Origin of the sequence: Streptomyces sp. RKAG337, from assembly GCF_023701715.1 — a bacterium.
Taxonomy (GTDB): domain Bacteria; phylum Actinomycetota; class Actinomycetes; order Streptomycetales; family Streptomycetaceae; genus Actinacidiphila.
Genome location: NZ_JAJOZA010000001.1, coordinates 6,402,813 through 6,420,703 on the forward strand (window position 1 = coordinate 6,402,813; position 17,891 = coordinate 6,420,703).

General features: G+C 65.8%; 10 protein-coding genes and 2 pseudogenes. 9 read left to right on the top strand and 3 right to left on the bottom strand.

What is annotated here, in order from left to right; genetic code table 11:
- Positions 1-99: 99 nt before the first annotated feature.
- Positions 100-564: a hypothetical protein gene (locus tag LNW73_RS28475; protein ID WP_250991839.1), complete on the top strand. Its 465-nt coding sequence runs from the start codon at positions 100-102 to the stop codon at positions 562-564.
- A 114-nt stretch (positions 565-678) separates the two neighbouring features.
- Here the strand turns inward: LNW73_RS28475 and LNW73_RS36835 are convergent.
- The 3 genes and pseudogenes from LNW73_RS36835 to LNW73_RS28485 form a co-directional block, all read right to left on the bottom strand.
- Positions 679-1,045, bottom strand: a pseudogene (locus tag LNW73_RS36835) (IS256 family transposase); the annotation flags it as partial.
- 609 nt (positions 1,046-1,654) lie between these two features.
- The gene (locus LNW73_RS28480; RefSeq protein WP_250993067.1) at positions 1,655-1,987 is read right to left on the bottom strand and encodes a glycoside hydrolase domain-containing protein; all 333 of its coding nucleotides are present in this window, start codon (positions 1,985-1,987) and stop codon (positions 1,655-1,657) included.
- Positions 1,988-2,007: 20 nt separating this feature from the next.
- Positions 2,008-2,148: pseudogene (locus LNW73_RS28485) on the bottom strand (glycoside hydrolase domain-containing protein); the annotation flags it as partial.
- 237 nt (positions 2,149-2,385) lie between these two features.
- Between LNW73_RS28485 and LNW73_RS28490 the strand changes: the two are divergent.
- The 8 genes from LNW73_RS28490 (at position 2,386) to LNW73_RS28525 (ending at position 17,854) form a co-directional block, all read left to right on the top strand.
- Positions 2,386-2,916, top strand: coding sequence for a BMP family ABC transporter substrate-binding protein (locus LNW73_RS28490; protein WP_250991840.1), 531 nt, complete (start codon positions 2,386-2,388; stop codon positions 2,914-2,916).
- Positions 2,917-3,183: 267 nt separating this feature from the next.
- Positions 3,184-14,022, top strand: coding sequence for a LamG-like jellyroll fold domain-containing protein (locus LNW73_RS28495; RefSeq protein WP_250991841.1), 10,839 nt, complete (start codon positions 3,184-3,186; stop codon positions 14,020-14,022).
- Positions 14,023-14,032: 10 nt separating this feature from the next.
- Positions 14,033-14,692: a hypothetical protein gene (locus LNW73_RS28500; protein ID WP_250991842.1), complete on the top strand. Its 660-nt coding sequence runs from the start codon at positions 14,033-14,035 to the stop codon at positions 14,690-14,692.
- 207 nt (positions 14,693-14,899) lie between these two features.
- On the top strand, positions 14,900-15,124 hold the full coding sequence (locus LNW73_RS28505) for a hypothetical protein (protein WP_250991843.1): 225 nt from the start codon (positions 14,900-14,902) through the stop codon (positions 15,122-15,124).
- Between the two features lie 20 nt (positions 15,125-15,144).
- A complete protein-coding gene (locus LNW73_RS28510) occupies positions 15,145-15,603 on the top strand; it encodes a hypothetical protein (RefSeq protein WP_250991844.1) in 459 nt (152 codons plus the stop codon).
- A gap of 475 nt (positions 15,604-16,078) precedes the next feature.
- On the top strand, positions 16,079-16,750 hold the full coding sequence (locus LNW73_RS28515; protein ID WP_308407740.1) for a hypothetical protein: 672 nt from the start codon (positions 16,079-16,081) through the stop codon (positions 16,748-16,750).
- Between the two features lie 697 nt (positions 16,751-17,447).
- Positions 17,448-17,657 carry an Lrp/AsnC family transcriptional regulator gene (locus tag LNW73_RS28520; protein ID WP_250993068.1) on the top strand — a complete coding sequence of 70 codons (210 nt, stop codon included), beginning with the start codon at positions 17,448-17,450 and terminating at the stop codon, positions 17,655-17,657.
- Between the two features lie 8 nt (positions 17,658-17,665).
- Complete coding sequence (locus LNW73_RS28525) at positions 17,666-17,854, top strand: Lrp/AsnC ligand binding domain-containing protein (RefSeq protein WP_250991846.1); 189 nt, start codon at positions 17,666-17,668, stop codon at positions 17,852-17,854.
- Positions 17,855-17,891 lie beyond the last annotated feature (37 nt).

The following is a 17,891-nucleotide window of genomic DNA, read 5'->3' on the forward strand; positions in this document are numbered from 1 at the left end:
CCGCGCCTCAGGCCCTTTCGCATGCTCAGCGGGCCTGCGGCGTTGTCGGACCCGGCCACTAAGGTGGCGCCGTTCACGATTCTCAGAGGGGGTGGCTCGATGGGTGCCAGCGGATGGGATTACGTCACCGCGTACGACGGGGACGTCGCGGCGGCACTGGACGCCTTGCAGGCCAGGGTGTTCCAGGAGGAGTACGGCGACGGCGACAGCTACGGGAGTCTGGAGGAACTGCGCGAGGACCACGAGTTCATGGGGCAGGAGGGCACGCACACGATCCTTGACATCGACAGAGTCGTCTCCGCGTCCGACTCCCCGCAACGGCCCGAGTACGGCACCTTGCGCCCGTTGGCAACAGACCGCGTCGTCCACCATTTCGGCACGGACCGCCCGACGCCCCAGCAGTACGAGGAGCTGATCGCCGCCGCCAACGACGCGATGAGCCATCAGGAATACGAGCAGAGCCTGCTCGGCGAGTGCAGGATGCGGTGGACCGGCCGTTACGTCGTTCTCCATACTGAAGGTGTGCCTACCCACCTGGGGATCTTCGGCTTCTCCGGCGACTGACAGGTACCTTGCCGATCATGTGGCCACTCCGCCCCCGGTTTGTTGTTCTGGGCCGCGTACCCAGAACAACAAACCGGACGAACTGCGGAACGCCCGGCCTGCCGCAGCAGCCCAAGCCCATGCCACGGAGGACTCGCGGCATCCGTCGGTCACCGCAATCAGGTCCTTCGCGCCGCCGGCCCGCACATCCATCAAGCGTGGCCATCGCTTCTTTCAGACGAATGCGCAGGTCGACGGCGCCAACCCAGAGGTACACCTAGTCGGCGGAGTACAGGTCGGAGTCTCTGACGGCGTGTCTTCAGCCAAGTCATGGCAGCGGGTGAGAGACGGGCCGAGGAGCCGAGGAACTGCTCGAATGCGGGCACGAAGTCGCCGGAGGACAGTTTGTGCGGTAGAGCAGCGGCAGCAACTCGCTGATCTCGGGGGAGGCGGTGACCGTCCGCGGCTTGTGATGGCTGTTGCGCACGACCAGGCGGTGGCCGCGATGTATTTCCCAAGGCGCACCACGTTGAGCTCACGTGCTCGGGTACCTTTGGTAGTTGCCCTATCGGAGTTTCGCGGACACCAATAAGGACAATGTCAACCGGCAAGTTCGATTGTCGTTTCTCGGCTGAGGGCTGAGGTCCGACGACGGTGGCTCTGATGTCCGGCCGCCCCAAAGCGGGCGCCCGTAACCGGTGACCGGGAGGCGGCCGCGATGCGGCGATGCCCGCGGTGGCGTGCAGGACGAAGACGTTGAGCAGCCGGTCCCGGCCGCGTGGGGTCTACTTCACGACGATCGCTACAGCCATGTCTGGGTCCCCGCTGAACTCGCCTGTGGGGTCGCAAGGCAAACGTGGGCCCGAGGTGGTCTATGACCCGGTCGGCCGCGGACTTTGCGATAAGGGCTGGGAAGGGCCGGCCGATCCGGGTTCTGGACCTGACGCCCTGGTGCCGACCGGCTCACCGCCCTTCGGCACCACGCGTGTGAATGCCAGGCGGCGTTAGGGACCTGCAAGAGCTGCCACTGTCCCTCCCAGGTTCTCTCTGCCGGCGCCTCCGCAGGGGCCGGGCCGGGCCAGGACGGAGGTAGCAGCTGTGTCATGAACGGTCAGTTCACGACGGCGACGGGGGCGTCCCAGGCGTTGTGGTCGACGGTGAGGGTGGCGCCGCCGAAGGTTCCCTTCTTGTTCACCGCGTACTGGTGGCCGCGGCGGTGGCCGGTCCACAGGCCGGTGGCGAAGGGGAAGCCGGTGGTGGTGTCGGCGTTGTTGTCGTAGCGGGCGTACCACAGGGCGTCGGGGAGGTCCGCCTTGTGGTTGCCGGCGGCGGTGGCGATCGCGGCGGCGCTGGACCGGCTGAAGCCGTAGAACCCGGCCCGGTAGCCCTTGGCGTGCGCGGCGGGTCCCAGGCCTGCACATAGGTCAGGACGGCCTGGACGCAGGGCGCGTTGGTGATGTCGTACGCCTCCATGTCCAGGTAGATCGCGCTGCCCGAGTGCATCCCGAGCGCGGCGGCTTTCGCGGTGGCGTCCGTGCCGTCCGCGTCGCCCAGTGAGGCGGCGTTGGCGGCGGTGATCCGCTCGGGGTGTTGCTGCTCTGGCAGGGCGGCTGAACCCGCCGCCGTTCCGACTCCCGATGGGTCTGCCCGGGGCGCGCCTCACAGTAGCGGCACGCTGGTCGACCGGTTGGTTTGGCCCGGTAGCTGCTGGACGGCGATGCGCCGGCTTGGCGGGTAACAGGCATCTCCCTGCCGTGGGCGGCGTGTGGGTGACGCGTAGGCTCCGGACTCGATATTCGGGTCACCTGTCCTGAGGTGCCCGCGGCGAGGGAAGAGTGTGTCATGAAGTGGAAGTTTCGGATGCCGCAGCGCTGGGTGCTGGTGAGCTCGGGTGCGGTTGCCGTGGCAGTGGCGGTCACGGCCGTACTGATCGCCTCGCTGTCGGGTGGGGCGGGAGACCGGCAGTTCCCGCCAAGTCGGGCGCGGGAGTACTCCGCCCAGCAGGCATGTCTGCTCACCCCGGCCCAGGGCTTGGCCGATGCGGCGGTGAAGCCGGTGTGGGCCGGTATGCAGAGCGCGTCGGCCACGACCAAGGCGCAAGTGTCCTATCTGGCCGTGGCAGGGGAGCAGACCGCAGCCAACGCGGCTCCATACCTTGCGGCGCTCGCTGCCCGGCACTGCAACGTCGTACTGACGGTGGGCGCCGCGCCCGCCGGTGCGGTGACGGTCGATGCGGCAAGGTTTCCCGCGACCAGGTTCTTGGTGGTAGGAGATCACGCGGTGGGTGCAAACGTCTCCGCGGTGGTGCCGGGGTCAGGCGAGGCTACGCGATCGGCTGTCGAGTCAGCCGTGTTGAGGGCGCTACGCGGATGAATCAGTGCCTGACGGCACGCAGTTGACCATCTAGCGGCAAAGTTCTCGTCAAGCGCCAATCGGGCACAGCGGACAAAAAGTTACGTCCCATATGGGCGGTGTAAAGCTACAGTCAAGATCACCTATGGACCCTGGCTGTACAGCGACAAGTGCGGACAAGATCAGCGAGCTTTCTGTCGATCTTGTCTGGAGTCTGTTGCTGTGCGCGCTCGTCCTTTCCGCCGTCCTGCCCGGCGGAGTGCCCTTTACCGTCGGTGGTGCCGACGCGTGGCGACGCTCGCGCTCACCGCACTGGTGCTCCTGCTCACCACGCAAGATGCGTATGCCCAAGGGGCGACACTTCAAGCTGTCTCGCTGCCGAAACTCTCGACGATCGTCGGATGGTTCCAAGATCCGCACTGGGGCCACCTGCCCCGGCAGGCCGGTGGCACTGCGGAGGGCCTGAGCCACCGGGCCACCGCCGCGGCCACGCACTCCGGCAAGGGCGTCGGTAGCGCCCCGGGCAAGGGCCGGGGAGAACTGGACCCATACCACCCGTACGCGAAGGCCGCGAAGTCCGGCCCAAGCCGGACCGTGGACGGATTCGCGGCGCGCACGAGCCGTCGCAATGCGGCGAAGTCCACCCAGACGGCCACCGTGTTCGACAACGCGGACGGCACCACGACGCGCCGGGTGACGCAGACGCCGGTCAACTACCAGGACGCCTCGGGTGCGTGGCAGCCGATCGACACCCGAGTGCACACCGGCAGCGATGGCCGCTGGCACGAGGCGGCCAACTCCGTCGGTGTCGATCTCGCCGCGACGAGTGCGACGGGACCGCTTGCCTCGTTCGCCGCCGACTCGGGCCACTCCGTGTCGTACACGCTGCAGGGGGTCGCGCCGGTCACCGGAACCGTCGCAGGATCCGTCGTCACCTACGCGAACGCCCTGCCGGGTACGGATGTGGAACTCGCGCCGACGGCCAGCGGTCTGAAGGAGGCGATCGTCCTGCACTCCGCGGCGGCGGCGAACTCCTGGACCTTCCCGCTGACGCTCAAGGGCCTGACGCCGGTGCAGGTCAAGGACGGTTCGATCGACCTGCGGGACGGTGCGGGCAAGACGATCGAGCGGATACCCGCCGCTTACGCGTACGACTCCAAGGTCGACCCGCGCTCGGGCGATCCGGCCACCACGCACGCCGTCACGTACCAGCTGATACAGCAGGGCGCGAGCCCGGCACTGCGGGTCACCTTGAATGCCGGCTGGTTGCACGATGCGGCCCGGCGGTTCCCGGTTACCGTTGACCCGACAGTGGCTGACGGGTGGACTACCACGTATGCCGAGTCGGGTGCCGACGGTGACCACTCCTCGGAGCAGACCATCAAGGTCGGTTCCTACGACTCCGGCCCTCACTCCGCCATCGGTTTCAGCAACCACTGGTACAGCGCCTACGACGCCACCAACGTCACCGTCACCGCCGCGTCAGTGCACTTGTTCGACACTTGGGCGTCCACCTGTACCGCTGAGCGGTTCGACGTCGCGCTGGTCACCAGCGCCTGGACTCCCAGTGGTGTGACGACGTACCCCGGCCCGTCCCACGGTGCGTCGATCGGTAACCTGACGCCGGCGGTGCCTAACGCGTGTGCCAACTCCGCGGCCGACCGCACGGTGGGCGACTGGCTGAATGTGCCGCTGACGGCGTCCGCCATTCAGGGCTGGATGAGTGGCAGCACGCCGGACCGTGGTCTGGCGATTTATGCGGCGACCACCGACACCCTGCACTGGAAGCAGTTCGGCTCCTTCAACGACCAGGACTTCGGGCCGTGGATCGAGATCACCTACACCGGGAATGTTGGCCCGCAGATCTACCAGCAAAGCCCGAACAACAATGCGACCGCGCACACGGTCACCCCTGAACTGACGGCCTTGGCCGGCGGTGCGAACGCGCGGGCCAACACCACCACACAGTATGACTTCCAGGTCTACGACACCACCAACGCCAAGGTCGCCGACTCCGGCCTGGTCGCGGCGGGCGACTGGACGGTGCCGGCGGGCAAGCTCGCCTGGGGCAGGACGTACTACTGGGCCGTACAGGCCTACGACGGCGGCCTGTACTCGCCCGCCCCGGCCTGGTATGCCCTCAATATCCAGGTACCCCAGCCGGTGATCACCTCGGGTCTTTCGCAGAACAGCAGTGAGCACGGTTTCGACGCCACGACCGGCAACTACACGACGTCCGACACCGATGCCAGCATCTCCACCGCAGGCCCCGGCCTGGAAGTGGTGCGCGACTACAACTCCCGCGACCCGCGTTGGACCGGATCCTTCGGTGCCGGTTGGTCCGCCATCGTCGACGCCCGCGTCACAGAGCAGTACACCCCCGCGGGCGTGGTGACCAGTGCGGTGGTCACCTACCCGGACGGCTCCCAGGTCGGCTTCGGAAGGAACGGCGATGGCACCTTCTCGCCGCCTGCCGGCCGCTTCGCGACATTCAAGGCCGTCACGGGTGGCTACACACTGACCGACAAGAACGACACCACCTACACCTTCACCCAGTCGCTGGGCTCCGGTGGCTATGGCATCACCTCCGTCGCCGACGCCAACGCCCGCGCTCTCACGTTCACCTGGGCCGGTGGTCAGATCACCCAGATGGCGTCGGCGCTGTCGGGCCGAGCCCTGCATTTGACGTGGACCACCCCCTCCGGTGCGGCCGCCCCACACGTGGCCGCGGTCGTCACCGACCCGGCCACCGCCACGGACCAGAACACCGCGCAGACCTGGACGTACGGCTACACCGGCGATCAACTGTCCACGGTGTGCGCCCCGAACTCGGCCACCGAGTGCACGCAGTACGGCTACACCTCCGGTTCGCAGTACCAGAACGCCGCCTTGGACCTGGACCCGCACGCGATGTGGCCACTGTCCGAGCCCTCCGGCAGCACGGCCAAGGACGCGATCCTGGCCAACGAAGGCACCACCAACGCCACCTACAGCAACGTCACCCTGGGCCAGCCCGGCCCGGTGACCGGCGGTACCGCGTCGGCCGCAGGGTTCAACGGCACCAGCTCGAACGTCGTGCTGCCGAACAACACCGGCAACAACACCGACACCGGCACGATCTCGCTGTGGTTCAAGACCTCCACGGGCCCCGGCGTTCTCTACTCCTACTCCTCCCAGTCCATCACTGCGGGCAACTCGGCGGGCTACTACACCCCGTCGCTGTACGTGGGCACCGATGGAAAGCTGAACGGCGAGTTCTGGTACAGCGGCGGCATGGCGCCGATCACCACCTCCGCCGCCGTGACCGACGGCAGGTGGCACCACGTCGTCCTCGCCGCCGCAGGCAACTCCCAAACCCTTTACCTGGACAGCGCGAAGGTCGGGTCGGTCTCCGGAACCGTCTCCTACAAGGACGGCGAAGGAATCGGCACGAACCAGCCCTTCAACTACCTCGGTGCCGGATATCTGGGCGGCAAATGGCCCGATGAACCGCACCAGAGCGCCAGCAGAACCGGCTACGCCACCTACTTCAACGGCTCGATCGCCGACGCCGCCTGGTACGACAAGCCCTTGGTCGCTGCCGATGTCAGCACCCTGTACAAATACGGCACCCACGCGGCCAGCCTGCTGACCTCCATCACCCGGCCGTCCGGCAAGGCATTCGTCACGATGGCCTATGATCCGGCCACCACCACCTTGACCCAGGTCACCGACGAGAACGGCGGCGTGTGGAAGCTGGGCACACCGACCGTGTCCGGCTCCAGCCAGACGTACCGCGGCGCCGTCCTCGGCGGCGCACCCGCCGAGTACTTCCGCCTGGGGGAGGTTCCCGGAGCGAGCGCCGCCGTCGATGAGACGCGCGGTGGCAACGGCACCTACAGCGGTGTCACCCTCGGGAACCCTGGACCGTTCAGCGACCAGCAGACCGCCGCATTCAACGGCACCACCTCGCGCATCCAGATACCGGATGCACAGACCGGGAGTACTGCGGCCTCCGCCGAGGTGTGGTTCGCCACCACTCACGGAGGGGGGATCCTGCTCAACCAGCAGTCGGCTCCCATCGGTGGCACCGTCACCTCGACCACTCCGCAACTATGGGTCGGCAGCGACAACAAGCTCTACGGCGGCTTCTACACCACCAGTGGCTCCGTCCAGATGGTGACCACCGGAACGGTCACCGACGGCAAATGGCACCATGCAGTGCTCAGCGCGTCCCCTGCCAGCCAGACCCTCTACCTGGACGGCACCCAGGCCGCCACCAAGACCACCAGCCCGCTGTCGGTGTCGGGCCGTAGCACTGACTACCTCGGCGCCGGGACCACTGGCTCGGGCTGGAGCGGCCTGACCAACGGCACCGTCGCGTACTTCAACGGCTCGCTCGCCGAAGCCGCCGTCTACCGCTCGGCGCTGACAGCCCAGGACGCCGCCGCGCACTTCCAGGCAGCCAAGAACTCCACCGGCCTGCTGCCGGTCGAGACCGTCAAGGTGGTCTCACCGGCTGACGCCACCACGACCTACCAGTACGACGTGGAAAACAACAACCGGCAGCTGTCGGAGACCGACGGGCTGGGTAACAAGACCAGCTTCGGCTACGACACCGGCGGCTTCGAGCACACCGTCATCAACCCCAACGGTGCGATGACCACCACCGGTCACGATGTCCGCGGCAACGTGGTCTCCTCCACCACCTGCCAGAACCAGGCCGCCAACGCCTGCTCCACCCAGTACTACAGCTACTACCCGGACGACACCACCGCGCAGCTCACCACCGCCGACCCGCGCAACGACGTCCTGGTGACCGAACGCGACGGCCGCTCCGCCTCCGCGACAGACAACACCTACCTGACGTCGTTCAGCTACGACACGGCCGGTGACGAGACCGCCACCACCACCGCGCCGGTCGCCGGATTCCCCTCCGGCCGCACCGCCACCACGGTCTTCAGCGACGGCAGCGCCTCCTACCCGGCCGCCGACAGCGGCACGGTGCCCAAGGGCCTGCCGGTGCGGACCGTGTCACCAGGTGGTGCGGTCAACGCCGTGTCCTACCTGCACACCGGTGACATCGCCTCCACCACGGACGCGGCCGGACTGGTCACCTCGTACACCTACGACGGTCTGGGTCAAGTACTGACCAAGAAGGTCGTCTCCGACACCTACCCCGCCGGACTGAAGACGACGTACGTCTACGACAAGGCCGGCCAGGTCGTCGAGGAGGACGACCCACAACTGACCGACCGGGTCACCGGCGCCACGCACGCCGCGAGAACCACCACCGTCTTCGACGGCGACGGCAACGTCACCTCCCAGACCGTCGCGGACGCCAGTGGCGGGGACACCTCCCGCACCCAGAGTCAGACCTACGACGCGTACGACCACCTGGCCTCGCAGTCCGACGCCAACGCGGCCGCGGCCGCGAGCAACGGCAACACGAACACCTTCAGCTACGACCTGTCCGGTAACAAGATCAAGGAAGTGTCGTCGGCGGGTACGACCACCCAGTACACCTATGACGACAACGGACACCTGCTCACTCAGGGCCTGATGTTCACCGGCGACCCTGTGAACCCGTCAGCCCCGACCCTGCTGACGGAGTCCTCCCGTGCCTACGACCCGGCCGGCCGCCTGGCGTCGGTGACCGACTCCATGGGCAACACCACGGCCTACACCTATACCGACAACGGTTTGACCTCCACCGTGACCAAGAAGGACGCGGCCGGCACGAACAGTTTCGTGCTGCAGGCCATGACCTACGACGCGGCCGCGAACCCGCTGTCGCAGACCAGCGACAACGGCGCGACGGTCACCAACTTCACCGTGGACGCCGCCTCCCGGACCACCAGCACGACCGTGGACCCGACCGGCGTCGACCGGGTGACCAGCGTCGCCTACACCCCCGACGACCATGTCGCCACGCAGAACGACCACGACTCCTCCGGCTGGGACCGCACCACCAGCAGCACATACGACGTGATGGGCAACACCCTGTCGCAGACCCTGTACGGCGACGCTTCCGGCCACCCCGCCGGCTGGTGGAAACTGGATCAGAGTGCCGGCAGCACCGTCACCGACGCCTCCGGCACCGGCAACACCGCCGCCGTCCCCAGCTCCGGAGTGACCTGGAACAACAGCGCGGCGACCTTCGCCGGCACCTCGACCGGCACGGGTTCGGTGATCGCCACCAACTCCCCGGTGCTGGACACCTCCGCCTCCTACAGCGTGTCGGCCTGGGTCAACCTCTCTGACGCATCGACCTACCGCACCTTCGTCGCACAAGGAGCGACGACGAACTCGTCGTTCTATCTGCAGTACTCCAAGGCCCTGAACTCCTACACCTTCATCGCCCCCAGTTCGGATTCCGCGTCGCCTGCGGCCTACGCCTCGGCTCACGCGAGCGCCGCCCCGGCCTTGAACACCTGGACACATCTGGTCGGGGTGTTCAACGCGGCCAACGGCGCGATGAGTCTGTACGTCAACGGCGCTCTGGCCGGCACCGGCACCAACACGGTCCCCTGGACGGGCAACGGCCCGATGACCATTGGCGGTGCGAAACTGACCGGCGGCGCCGTCAGCAACGTAACGGCCGGAGCGGTGGGCAACGTGCAGGCCTACCCGCGGGCTCTGACCGCCGCCGACATCACCACCTTGTACGGCAACGGCCGCACCGGCGGAACCGTCGGCTCCTCTTCTCAGCAGACCACCAAATGGACCTACGACAAGCGCGGTCTGCCGACGTCCATGACCGACGCCAACACCAACACCACCAGTTACGCGTATGACGAGGCCGGCAACCTCGCCGTCACCACCGCCCCCACCGTGCAGGTCGAGACCGACGGCGGTGCTCCGGTCAGCACCCACCCGGTCACGGCCAGCGGCTTCAACACCTTCGGTGAGGCCGTCGAGGAAACGGACCCCACCGGCAACACCACCACCACGGTCTACGACGCGAACGGCAACAAGGTCTCGGAGACCCTGCCGCCGTACACGCCGGTGGGCTCCTCCACACCGATCACCGCGACCTCTGCCTGGGCGTACGACAGCGACGGCAACAAGATCTCGTCGACCTCCCCAAGCGGGAGAACAACCAGCTCGCTGTACGACCAGCTCGGCGACGTTGCACAGAGCACCGCCGCCGACGGCACCAGGACACACGCCACCTACGACACCAACGGCGAGAAACTGTCCGTCACCGACGCTACCGGTGCCGTGACCCAAGCCACTTACGACTACCTCGGACGGCCGCTGACCTCCACCACCCTGGAGCGTTTCCCGTCCACCCGCACACTGACATCCACCAAGTCCTACGCGGCCACTGCCGGCAACCCGTACGGTGCGAACCTGTCCTCCACCACCACGCCCGGTGGCGTGACCAGTAGCTACGGCTACAACCGTGCAGGTGATGTCACCTCTGCCACCGACGGGGCCGGCAACACCACCCAGTACACATACGACTTCCAGGGGAACAGGCAGAAGACCATCCTGCCTGACGGCACCTGGACCCAGACCGACTACAACGCCGCCGGCCAGCCCGCGAGCAGCAAGCAGTACGACGTCCTCAACAACCTGCTCAAGCAGACCTCGCAGGTCTACGACGGTGTCGGCAACATCACCAGCGCGACGGACGCCAACGGCAACACCAGCCGCTTCACCTACGACGCGGCGGGAACCGTCACCCAGGAGATCCAGCCGGTCACCCCGACCACCTCGATCACCACCGCCTTCGGTTACGACGCAGCAGGCAACCGCACCCGCTTCACCGACGGCCGTGGTAACTCCTGGCACTACGCCTACACGCCCTGGGGGCAACAGCAGTCGGTCACCGAACCGTCCACCAGTACGTACAGTTCGCCGGCGGACTCCACAACCACCAACGTCTACGACGCCGACGGCCAACTCGTCTCTGCCATGTCACCAGGTGGCGTCTCCACCTCGATGACGTACGACCAGAACGGCGCTCTGACCTCGGCATCCGGCACCGGAGCCGAAGCGGCCACTGCCACTCGGTCCTTCACCTATGACGACAACGGCCAGATCCTGACCGCCGACAGTTCGGAAGCCGGCATCACCGGCCAGAAGGATCACCAGGCGTCCACTCACGAGACGTTCGGGTACGACGACCGCGGCGACCTCCTGTCGGCAACGGGTTCGGCCGGATCCTCCAGCTTCACCTACAACAACGACGCGGCACCGCTGACCCGGGCCGACGCGGCAGGCACGACCTCGTACGGATACGACACAGCCGGGCGAATGAACGCACTGAGCGATGCTGCGACCGGCACGGCGCTTACGTATGGGTACAACAGTGTGAACCAGGTGGCCTCCGTGAAATACGGGGCCACGGGCCAGTCCCGCACCTACACCTACAACTCCGCGCATGACCTGACCGGGGACACCCTGGTCCAGGGCGCCGGAACACTGGCCACGATTTCCTACGGCTACGACAAGAACGGGAACATCACCTCCAAGAACACCACGGGGGTCGCCGGGGCCTCGGCGAACACCTACACCTACGACCAGGCCGACCGTCTTACCGGGTGGAACAACGGCACGGTGAACACGGCGTACTCCTACGACGCCTCGGGCAACCGGACCCAGGTCGGTGCGAACGTCTACACCTACGACGCCCGTGACCAACTGACGTCGGACGGTGTCCACACCTACGCGTACTCGGCGCGCGGCACGATGACCTCGGATACCTCGTCCGCAGGCGGGACCGTCGCCTACAGCACCGATGCGCAGGGCAACCAGATCACCGCCGGTGGTCACTCCTACACGCTCGACGCGACCGGCCGTAACATCACCGACGCCAACAGTGCCGATACCTCCACCCGGACCTTCCAGTACTCGGGCGCCGGCAACACCATCGCCGCCGACGGGAACTACACCTACTCCTACGACCCTTCCGGCGCGCTGATCGGCATCAACGTCAACGGAGCAACCTCCACCAGTACCGGCGTGCTGGCCATGACGGACGGGCACAACGATGTGGTCGGCACCTTCAGCTCCGGAGCCACCACCCTGGCGGGCTCGGCCAGCTACGACCCGACCGGCAACACCACCGCCAAGAACGCCCTGAGCGGGAACCTCGGATTCCAGTCCGGTTGGACCGAGGCCGACACCGGCAAGGTCGGCACCGCCTCCCGCTGGTACAACCCGGCCACCGGCACCTTCATGAACAAGGACAGCGTCTCGCTGAACCCGGTGCCGCACTCGGTCTCCGCCAACCCCTTCGCCTACGTCAACGACAACCCCCTGGCCGGCAGCGACCCGTCCGGCCAGTGCTCCTGGTACGACGCGGCCTGCGAGGCGAGGGCGGCTTACCACGAGGTGAAGAGCGCGGTCACCACCACGTACACGGCCGCCGCCGCCACCTACCACTACGTGGCAGCCAAGGTCGCAACCGTGGTCCAAAAGGCCAAGCGCACCGTCCAAAAGGCCGTCAACAGGCTCCACGACGCCTACCGCTCCACGGTCCGCTACGGCCGGCGCCTCTACGCCTACTCATCGCGGCACGCCCGACGCCTATACCGCAGCGCGGTCAACCACTTGCACTCCGCCTACCACGCTGCCTCGAGCACCGTTCACCGAATCGTCAAAGCAACCAAACGCGGCGCCACCGCTCTCAAAAAGACAGCACGCAAGGCCTACACCGCTGCCGTCAAGGGCGCCAAGACCGCCGCTACCTTTGTGAAGCACCACGCGGCGGCGATTACCTCCTTCGTCGTATCCACCGCGGTCTTCGCCGGCTGTGAAGCTCTGACCGTGGGCGTCGGTTCGATCGGCTGCGCGGCGATCGCAGGCGCGGCCGGCTCTCTGGTCGAACAGGGCTTCAAGTGCGCCGAGGCAGGCGGCGCCGCCTGCAGCGTCGGGGCGTTCGCGGGCTCCGCGGTCACCGGTGCGATCGCCGGAGCACTGGGCGGGGCATTGGGCTCTCTCGGCGGGAAACTGCTGAGCAAGCTGGCGCCCAAGGCGATGAGGGCCGTCGGCGGACTGTTCGGCAAGGGCGCGACCGAGGCTGAGGAAACGGCTGCCTCCGACGCGACCCAAAGCGCCACGAGCAAGGCCGAAACCGACGCCGCAGGCTCACGCTCCGAGACCGGCGGGTGCCCCACCCACAGCTTCACCGGCAACACCCGAGTCCTGATGGCCAACGGCGCCACCCAAGCCATCGACACAGTCAAGGTCGGCGACACCATCGCCAACTCTGTCCCCGGCCAGACCGGCACCCAAGCACACACCGTCACCGCCGTCATCGTCACCACCACCGACCACGACTTCGTCGACGTAGCCATCAAACGCTCCACCGGCTCCGCCACCAAGGCCGTGGCCAAGAGCGCCCTGAAGAAGACCGTCGTCGGCCTCGCCGCCTCCGCAGCCCTCTTCGCCACCTTCGGCGCGACCCACACGGCCGCCGACAGGCACGACCTGTCAGCGACCGCACCCGTGGCCGCCCAGGTGAACACCCAGACCAGCGATCACCTCACGACCACCTTCCACCACCCCTTCTACGACGAGACCCAGGCTTCGTTCACCGACGCCAAGGACCTCCACCCCGGCGACATCCTCCAAACCCCGACCGGCACCGCCGAAGTCACCGACGTCCGCCTCTTCCACGCCAACACCACCACCTACGACCTCACCATCGGCGACCTCCACACCTACTATGTGCTGGCCGGGGCGACTCCGGTCCTGGTTCATAACTGCAATGTGGCCTTGGGATGGCAAAACAAGGGCAAGCTCGACGGATGGGCGAAAATGAACGAGTTCACCACCTACTCCAACGTGTCCCCGAGGGACTATGCCCAGATCGTGGAAAAGGCCGTCGCCGACTCGAACGTGACTCTGCACGTCAACATGACGGGGCTGAACGAGTTGGGAGGCTTCATGGCGGCTGCCCAGCGCGGTCTCATCCACGGAGAGCTTGGACACGCCACGGACTACGAGCTGTCCATGGTCGCCAGGGCTCTCGCAACTGGTCAGCGCGGCTGGAACTCAATCAAGTTTTATTCCCCGACAGGTCACGAAGGATCCATGGTTCGGGATGCCGACGTGCCCATGCCAAATCTCTCACTCCTGCGAGGAGAGATATCTCGGGTAAAGGGCTCGGTCATCGGTTATTGCCACTGCTGAGGAATGGAATATGGGTATCCTTCGGAAGGAATTTTACCCGGACGTGGCTGCTCTGGGTGGCCTCGGAGCGGCCATGCAAGAGGCTGCGAGGCTGCGCGGATGCGACATCGGGCCAGTGTATTCGGTGTCCGACGTCGTGAGGATCGAGACGGCACGGGGTGTCGTGTCGATCGATCTTGCGGCCGAGGAGCGTCTGTTCCTGGCAGGCATCCATATTCCGGGATTCACCTGGGCGATCGGCTCGACGGACGATCTTGGATTGCTCGTGGAGGCGGTCGCCGCGTGGCGGGAAGGTATGGCGATCGACGAGTTCGAGACGAGATTCGAGTTCGTAAGGCTCGATGAATTCACTAGGGCACTTGAAAGCGGAGAGCCAACCTCTCTGCAGTGGTCCGACCTCCTGTCGTCCGACTTCTACAGGGGGCAATGGAACCTTCTGCGCCGCATCCATGCGGATGAGAGGCTCCGGGGTTTCTTTCCCACGGTCACGCACGGTGCCGTCCGCCTCCGGGTGGACCCGTTGGACGGAGCAAGCCGTCAGGTCCTGGTAGAGGAGCTGGATGGGGAGCGTTATGAGGTCATGCGCGTGGGTGCGCCCGAGGCCACCTGGGTCGAGGTGTCTGCCGGTGATCTGATCTCCTATCTGCGAGCCGGCTTGAACGAACGGTGATCTCGACAGACTGATGAAAGTCGAAACCCCGCCAAGTAACCTTGGCGGGGTTTCTGCGCGCTCCTCACGCGTTTGGCCCGCGCCAAGGCGGCCCGAGTTTGCGGAGTTCCTGGGCTGGTACGGTGCAACTGCACCAGAGAAGTGCGGAGGATCAGCACTCGTCCGCACGGTCCGTTCAACCCGGCGGCGGCGATCACTTCCTTCGTCGTGTCCACCGCGGTCTTCGCCGGCTGTGAAGCTCTGACCGTGGGCGTCGGTTCGATCGGCTGCGCGGCGATCGCAGGCGCTGCGGGCTCGCTGGTCGAACAGGGCTTCAAGTGCGCCGAGGCCGGCGGCGCCGCCTGCAGCGTCGGGGCGTTCGCGGGATCCGCGGTCACCGGTGCGATCGCCGGAGCACTGGGCGGGCGCTTGGCTCCGTCGGCGGGAAGCTGAGCAAGGTGGCCCCCAAGGCGATGAGGGCCGTCGGCGGACTCTTCGGGAAGGGTGCGACCGAGGCTGAGGAAACCGCTGCCAGCGACGCGACCGAACAGGCCGCGAGCAAGGCCGAAACCGACGCCGCAGGATCACGTTCCGAGACCGGCGGATGCCCCACCCACAGCTTCACCGGCAACACCCGAGTCCTGATGGCCAACGCCGCCTCCGCAGCCCTCTTCACCACCTTCAGCGCAACCCACACGGCCACCGACAAGCACGACCTGTCAGCGACCGCACCCGTGGCCGCCCAGGTGGGTACCCAGCCGATCGCTCACCTCACGACCACCTTCCACCACCCCTTCTACGACAAAACCCAGGCCGCCTTCACCGACGCCAAGGACCTCCACCCCGGCGACGTCCTCCAAACCCCGACCGGCACCGCTCAAGTCACCGCCGTCCGCCTTCGGCACCGATTCGACTTGATTTCTCAGCTGTAGGAAACAGAAGATTTAATCTTTCTGGATTCTTGGACAACCCGTCGGCAAGAGTGCTGTCAGGCGCGTTTCACTTTTGACGGGTTGTGGCCGCCCTCGTTTAAACGAGGGCGGCTGCGCCGTATCCTGACTTGCGCGCGCATCTTGATGGATCCCTTGGAGGAAATAAGTGACTCGAACTACGCCGGCCAGACCGCTTGACGTTGTTCGCGTATTCCCTGCTATCGCTCCTTTTGGCGGCATGACCACTCGTTTGCATCCTAGACCTGGAGAGCCGAGTTCTCTCGAGAGCTCAGTTGGGGGCCCACTGCTCTGGCCATTGGATGAACCGTGGCTTGTATGCACTGAGCCGCATCGACGTAACAGAGGAGAGGTACCGGATAATATCCGTGCTCGGCGGCGCATCTTGGCGGATTCTTGGGATCGAACTCCGGAGCCTGGTGCACGGCGCGGGCCGACGGGAGATGAACTCCAAGCATTGGAGGTGCTGGAGAAACGGGTCACTATCGGTTCTGAACGTAGGGACAATGAGCCGATTCCGCTTCTTGCCGTGGCGCAGATCTATAAGCGGGATGTTCCGGACATGCCTGTTCCCGATGGCATGGATCTACTACAGATTCTCTGGTGTCCTTTCGATGCGCACGGTGCTGACAACGGCTTGGACGTTCGCTTGAAATGGCGTCGCTCCGAAGACGTGGCCGGTCAACCGTCGCGCCGAGAGGAGCCTGAAGTGGTGGGTTCGGACGGATACTTTCCGCAGTCCTGCGTGCTGCATCCGGAGCGTGTCGCAGAGTTCCCGGATATTGAGGTGCTGCCGGTATCTCTTCAGGAGCGGCTCGAAGCAGTTCCCTACCAGCTCGACTTGTCAATTGCACCGGGTTGGAAGGTTGCTGGATTTCCCTCGTGGCATCTCACTGGTCCAGTCGAACTGAACTGCGATTGTGGGGCGCCAATGGATCTCCTGCTTTCCATGGACAGCAAGGAGTGGGATCGTGGTAATCGGAGCTGGGTCCCAACGGAAGATATAGATCTTATCGGAAGGCATCATGCCTCTAGGTCGACAGAGTTGATTGTCGGGAGGGCGGGGCAGCTGAGGATTTTCGTATGCTCAGTGGATCCTTTGCACCCCCATCGCTTGGACGAGCAATGATCTAAGCTGTCTCGCGCGGCCCGTTCTGTGGTTGCTTTGGAATATGCAGGGAAATAAACGTAATCAACGCCAACATCAAGTATCTTATTTCTCCCGACGAAACCCTGGAAAGAATAGTCCGCAGATTTTCCTCCGACTTTGCTGGCGGCCGTCCTTCGGTTTCGTTGCGCGTCGGCGACCTCCACACGTACTAGGTGGAGGCCGGAGACACGCCGGTCCTCGTCCGCAACTGTGGAACTGGTCTCAATGCGGCAGAAAACCTTGCGGCTGCGGGGCCCTTCGGATTTTCTCCGTGGATTCCTCAGGTGAGGCCTCGGCGCTGCCAGTCCATGAGATCGACTCATTGAGGTTTCCGGATGTTGCTGACAACTTCGAGAATGCGCTGGGTGCCGGAAAGAGTTCGATAGCGAATCGACTAGCTGGGCGGTCTAATATCAGAGCGAACCGTAACGCTACGCAATCGGGCTCGCCGGGTCCCAGTACCCTGGAAACGGCGCCGGAGGCGGCTCGTTGAGTTGGTGGGAATATCCTTCGCGTCGATTACTCAAGGCGACAGCGCTGCAACTGTCAGGTTGTTCAACCTCACTCAGAACACCACGCATGGGCGAACCTCCCTCTGGCCGTTCCTTAGCGATGATGGAGGGGCAACGGCGTTGTGCTTGTCGGAGCCCCGGACCGGGGCCTCCTGGCCGTGCTGGTGAAGAACGGGCGGATCAGCAACGCCGACCTCGCCGCCCAGGTCGGGCCCTCACCCTCGCCGTGCGTGCGACGTGTGAACCGACTCGAGGCAAGCGGAGTCAATTGCGGCTATCGCGCCGACATCGCCCCGCCGCACTCGACCGAGGCCGGCGCGTCCTCGTCGGCGTCCGCCTCCTGCGCCACGCCCGCGCCGACGTCACCGCTTTAGAACGCGCTGTGATCCAGCTACCGCAGGCGGCCTTCACTCACTACATCACTGGCAACTTCGATTACCTGCTCCAGGCCGAGGCCGCCGACCTCACTGCCTATGAGGACGTCCACGCCAACCGGCTCGCCGGTCTGCCCGGCGTCGTCACCGTGACCAGCTACGTCACCATGAAGACCCTCACCTCCTGGGGCACCTGACCCTCAATGTCCGCAGGGCCTCTCTCGCACGTCCGCG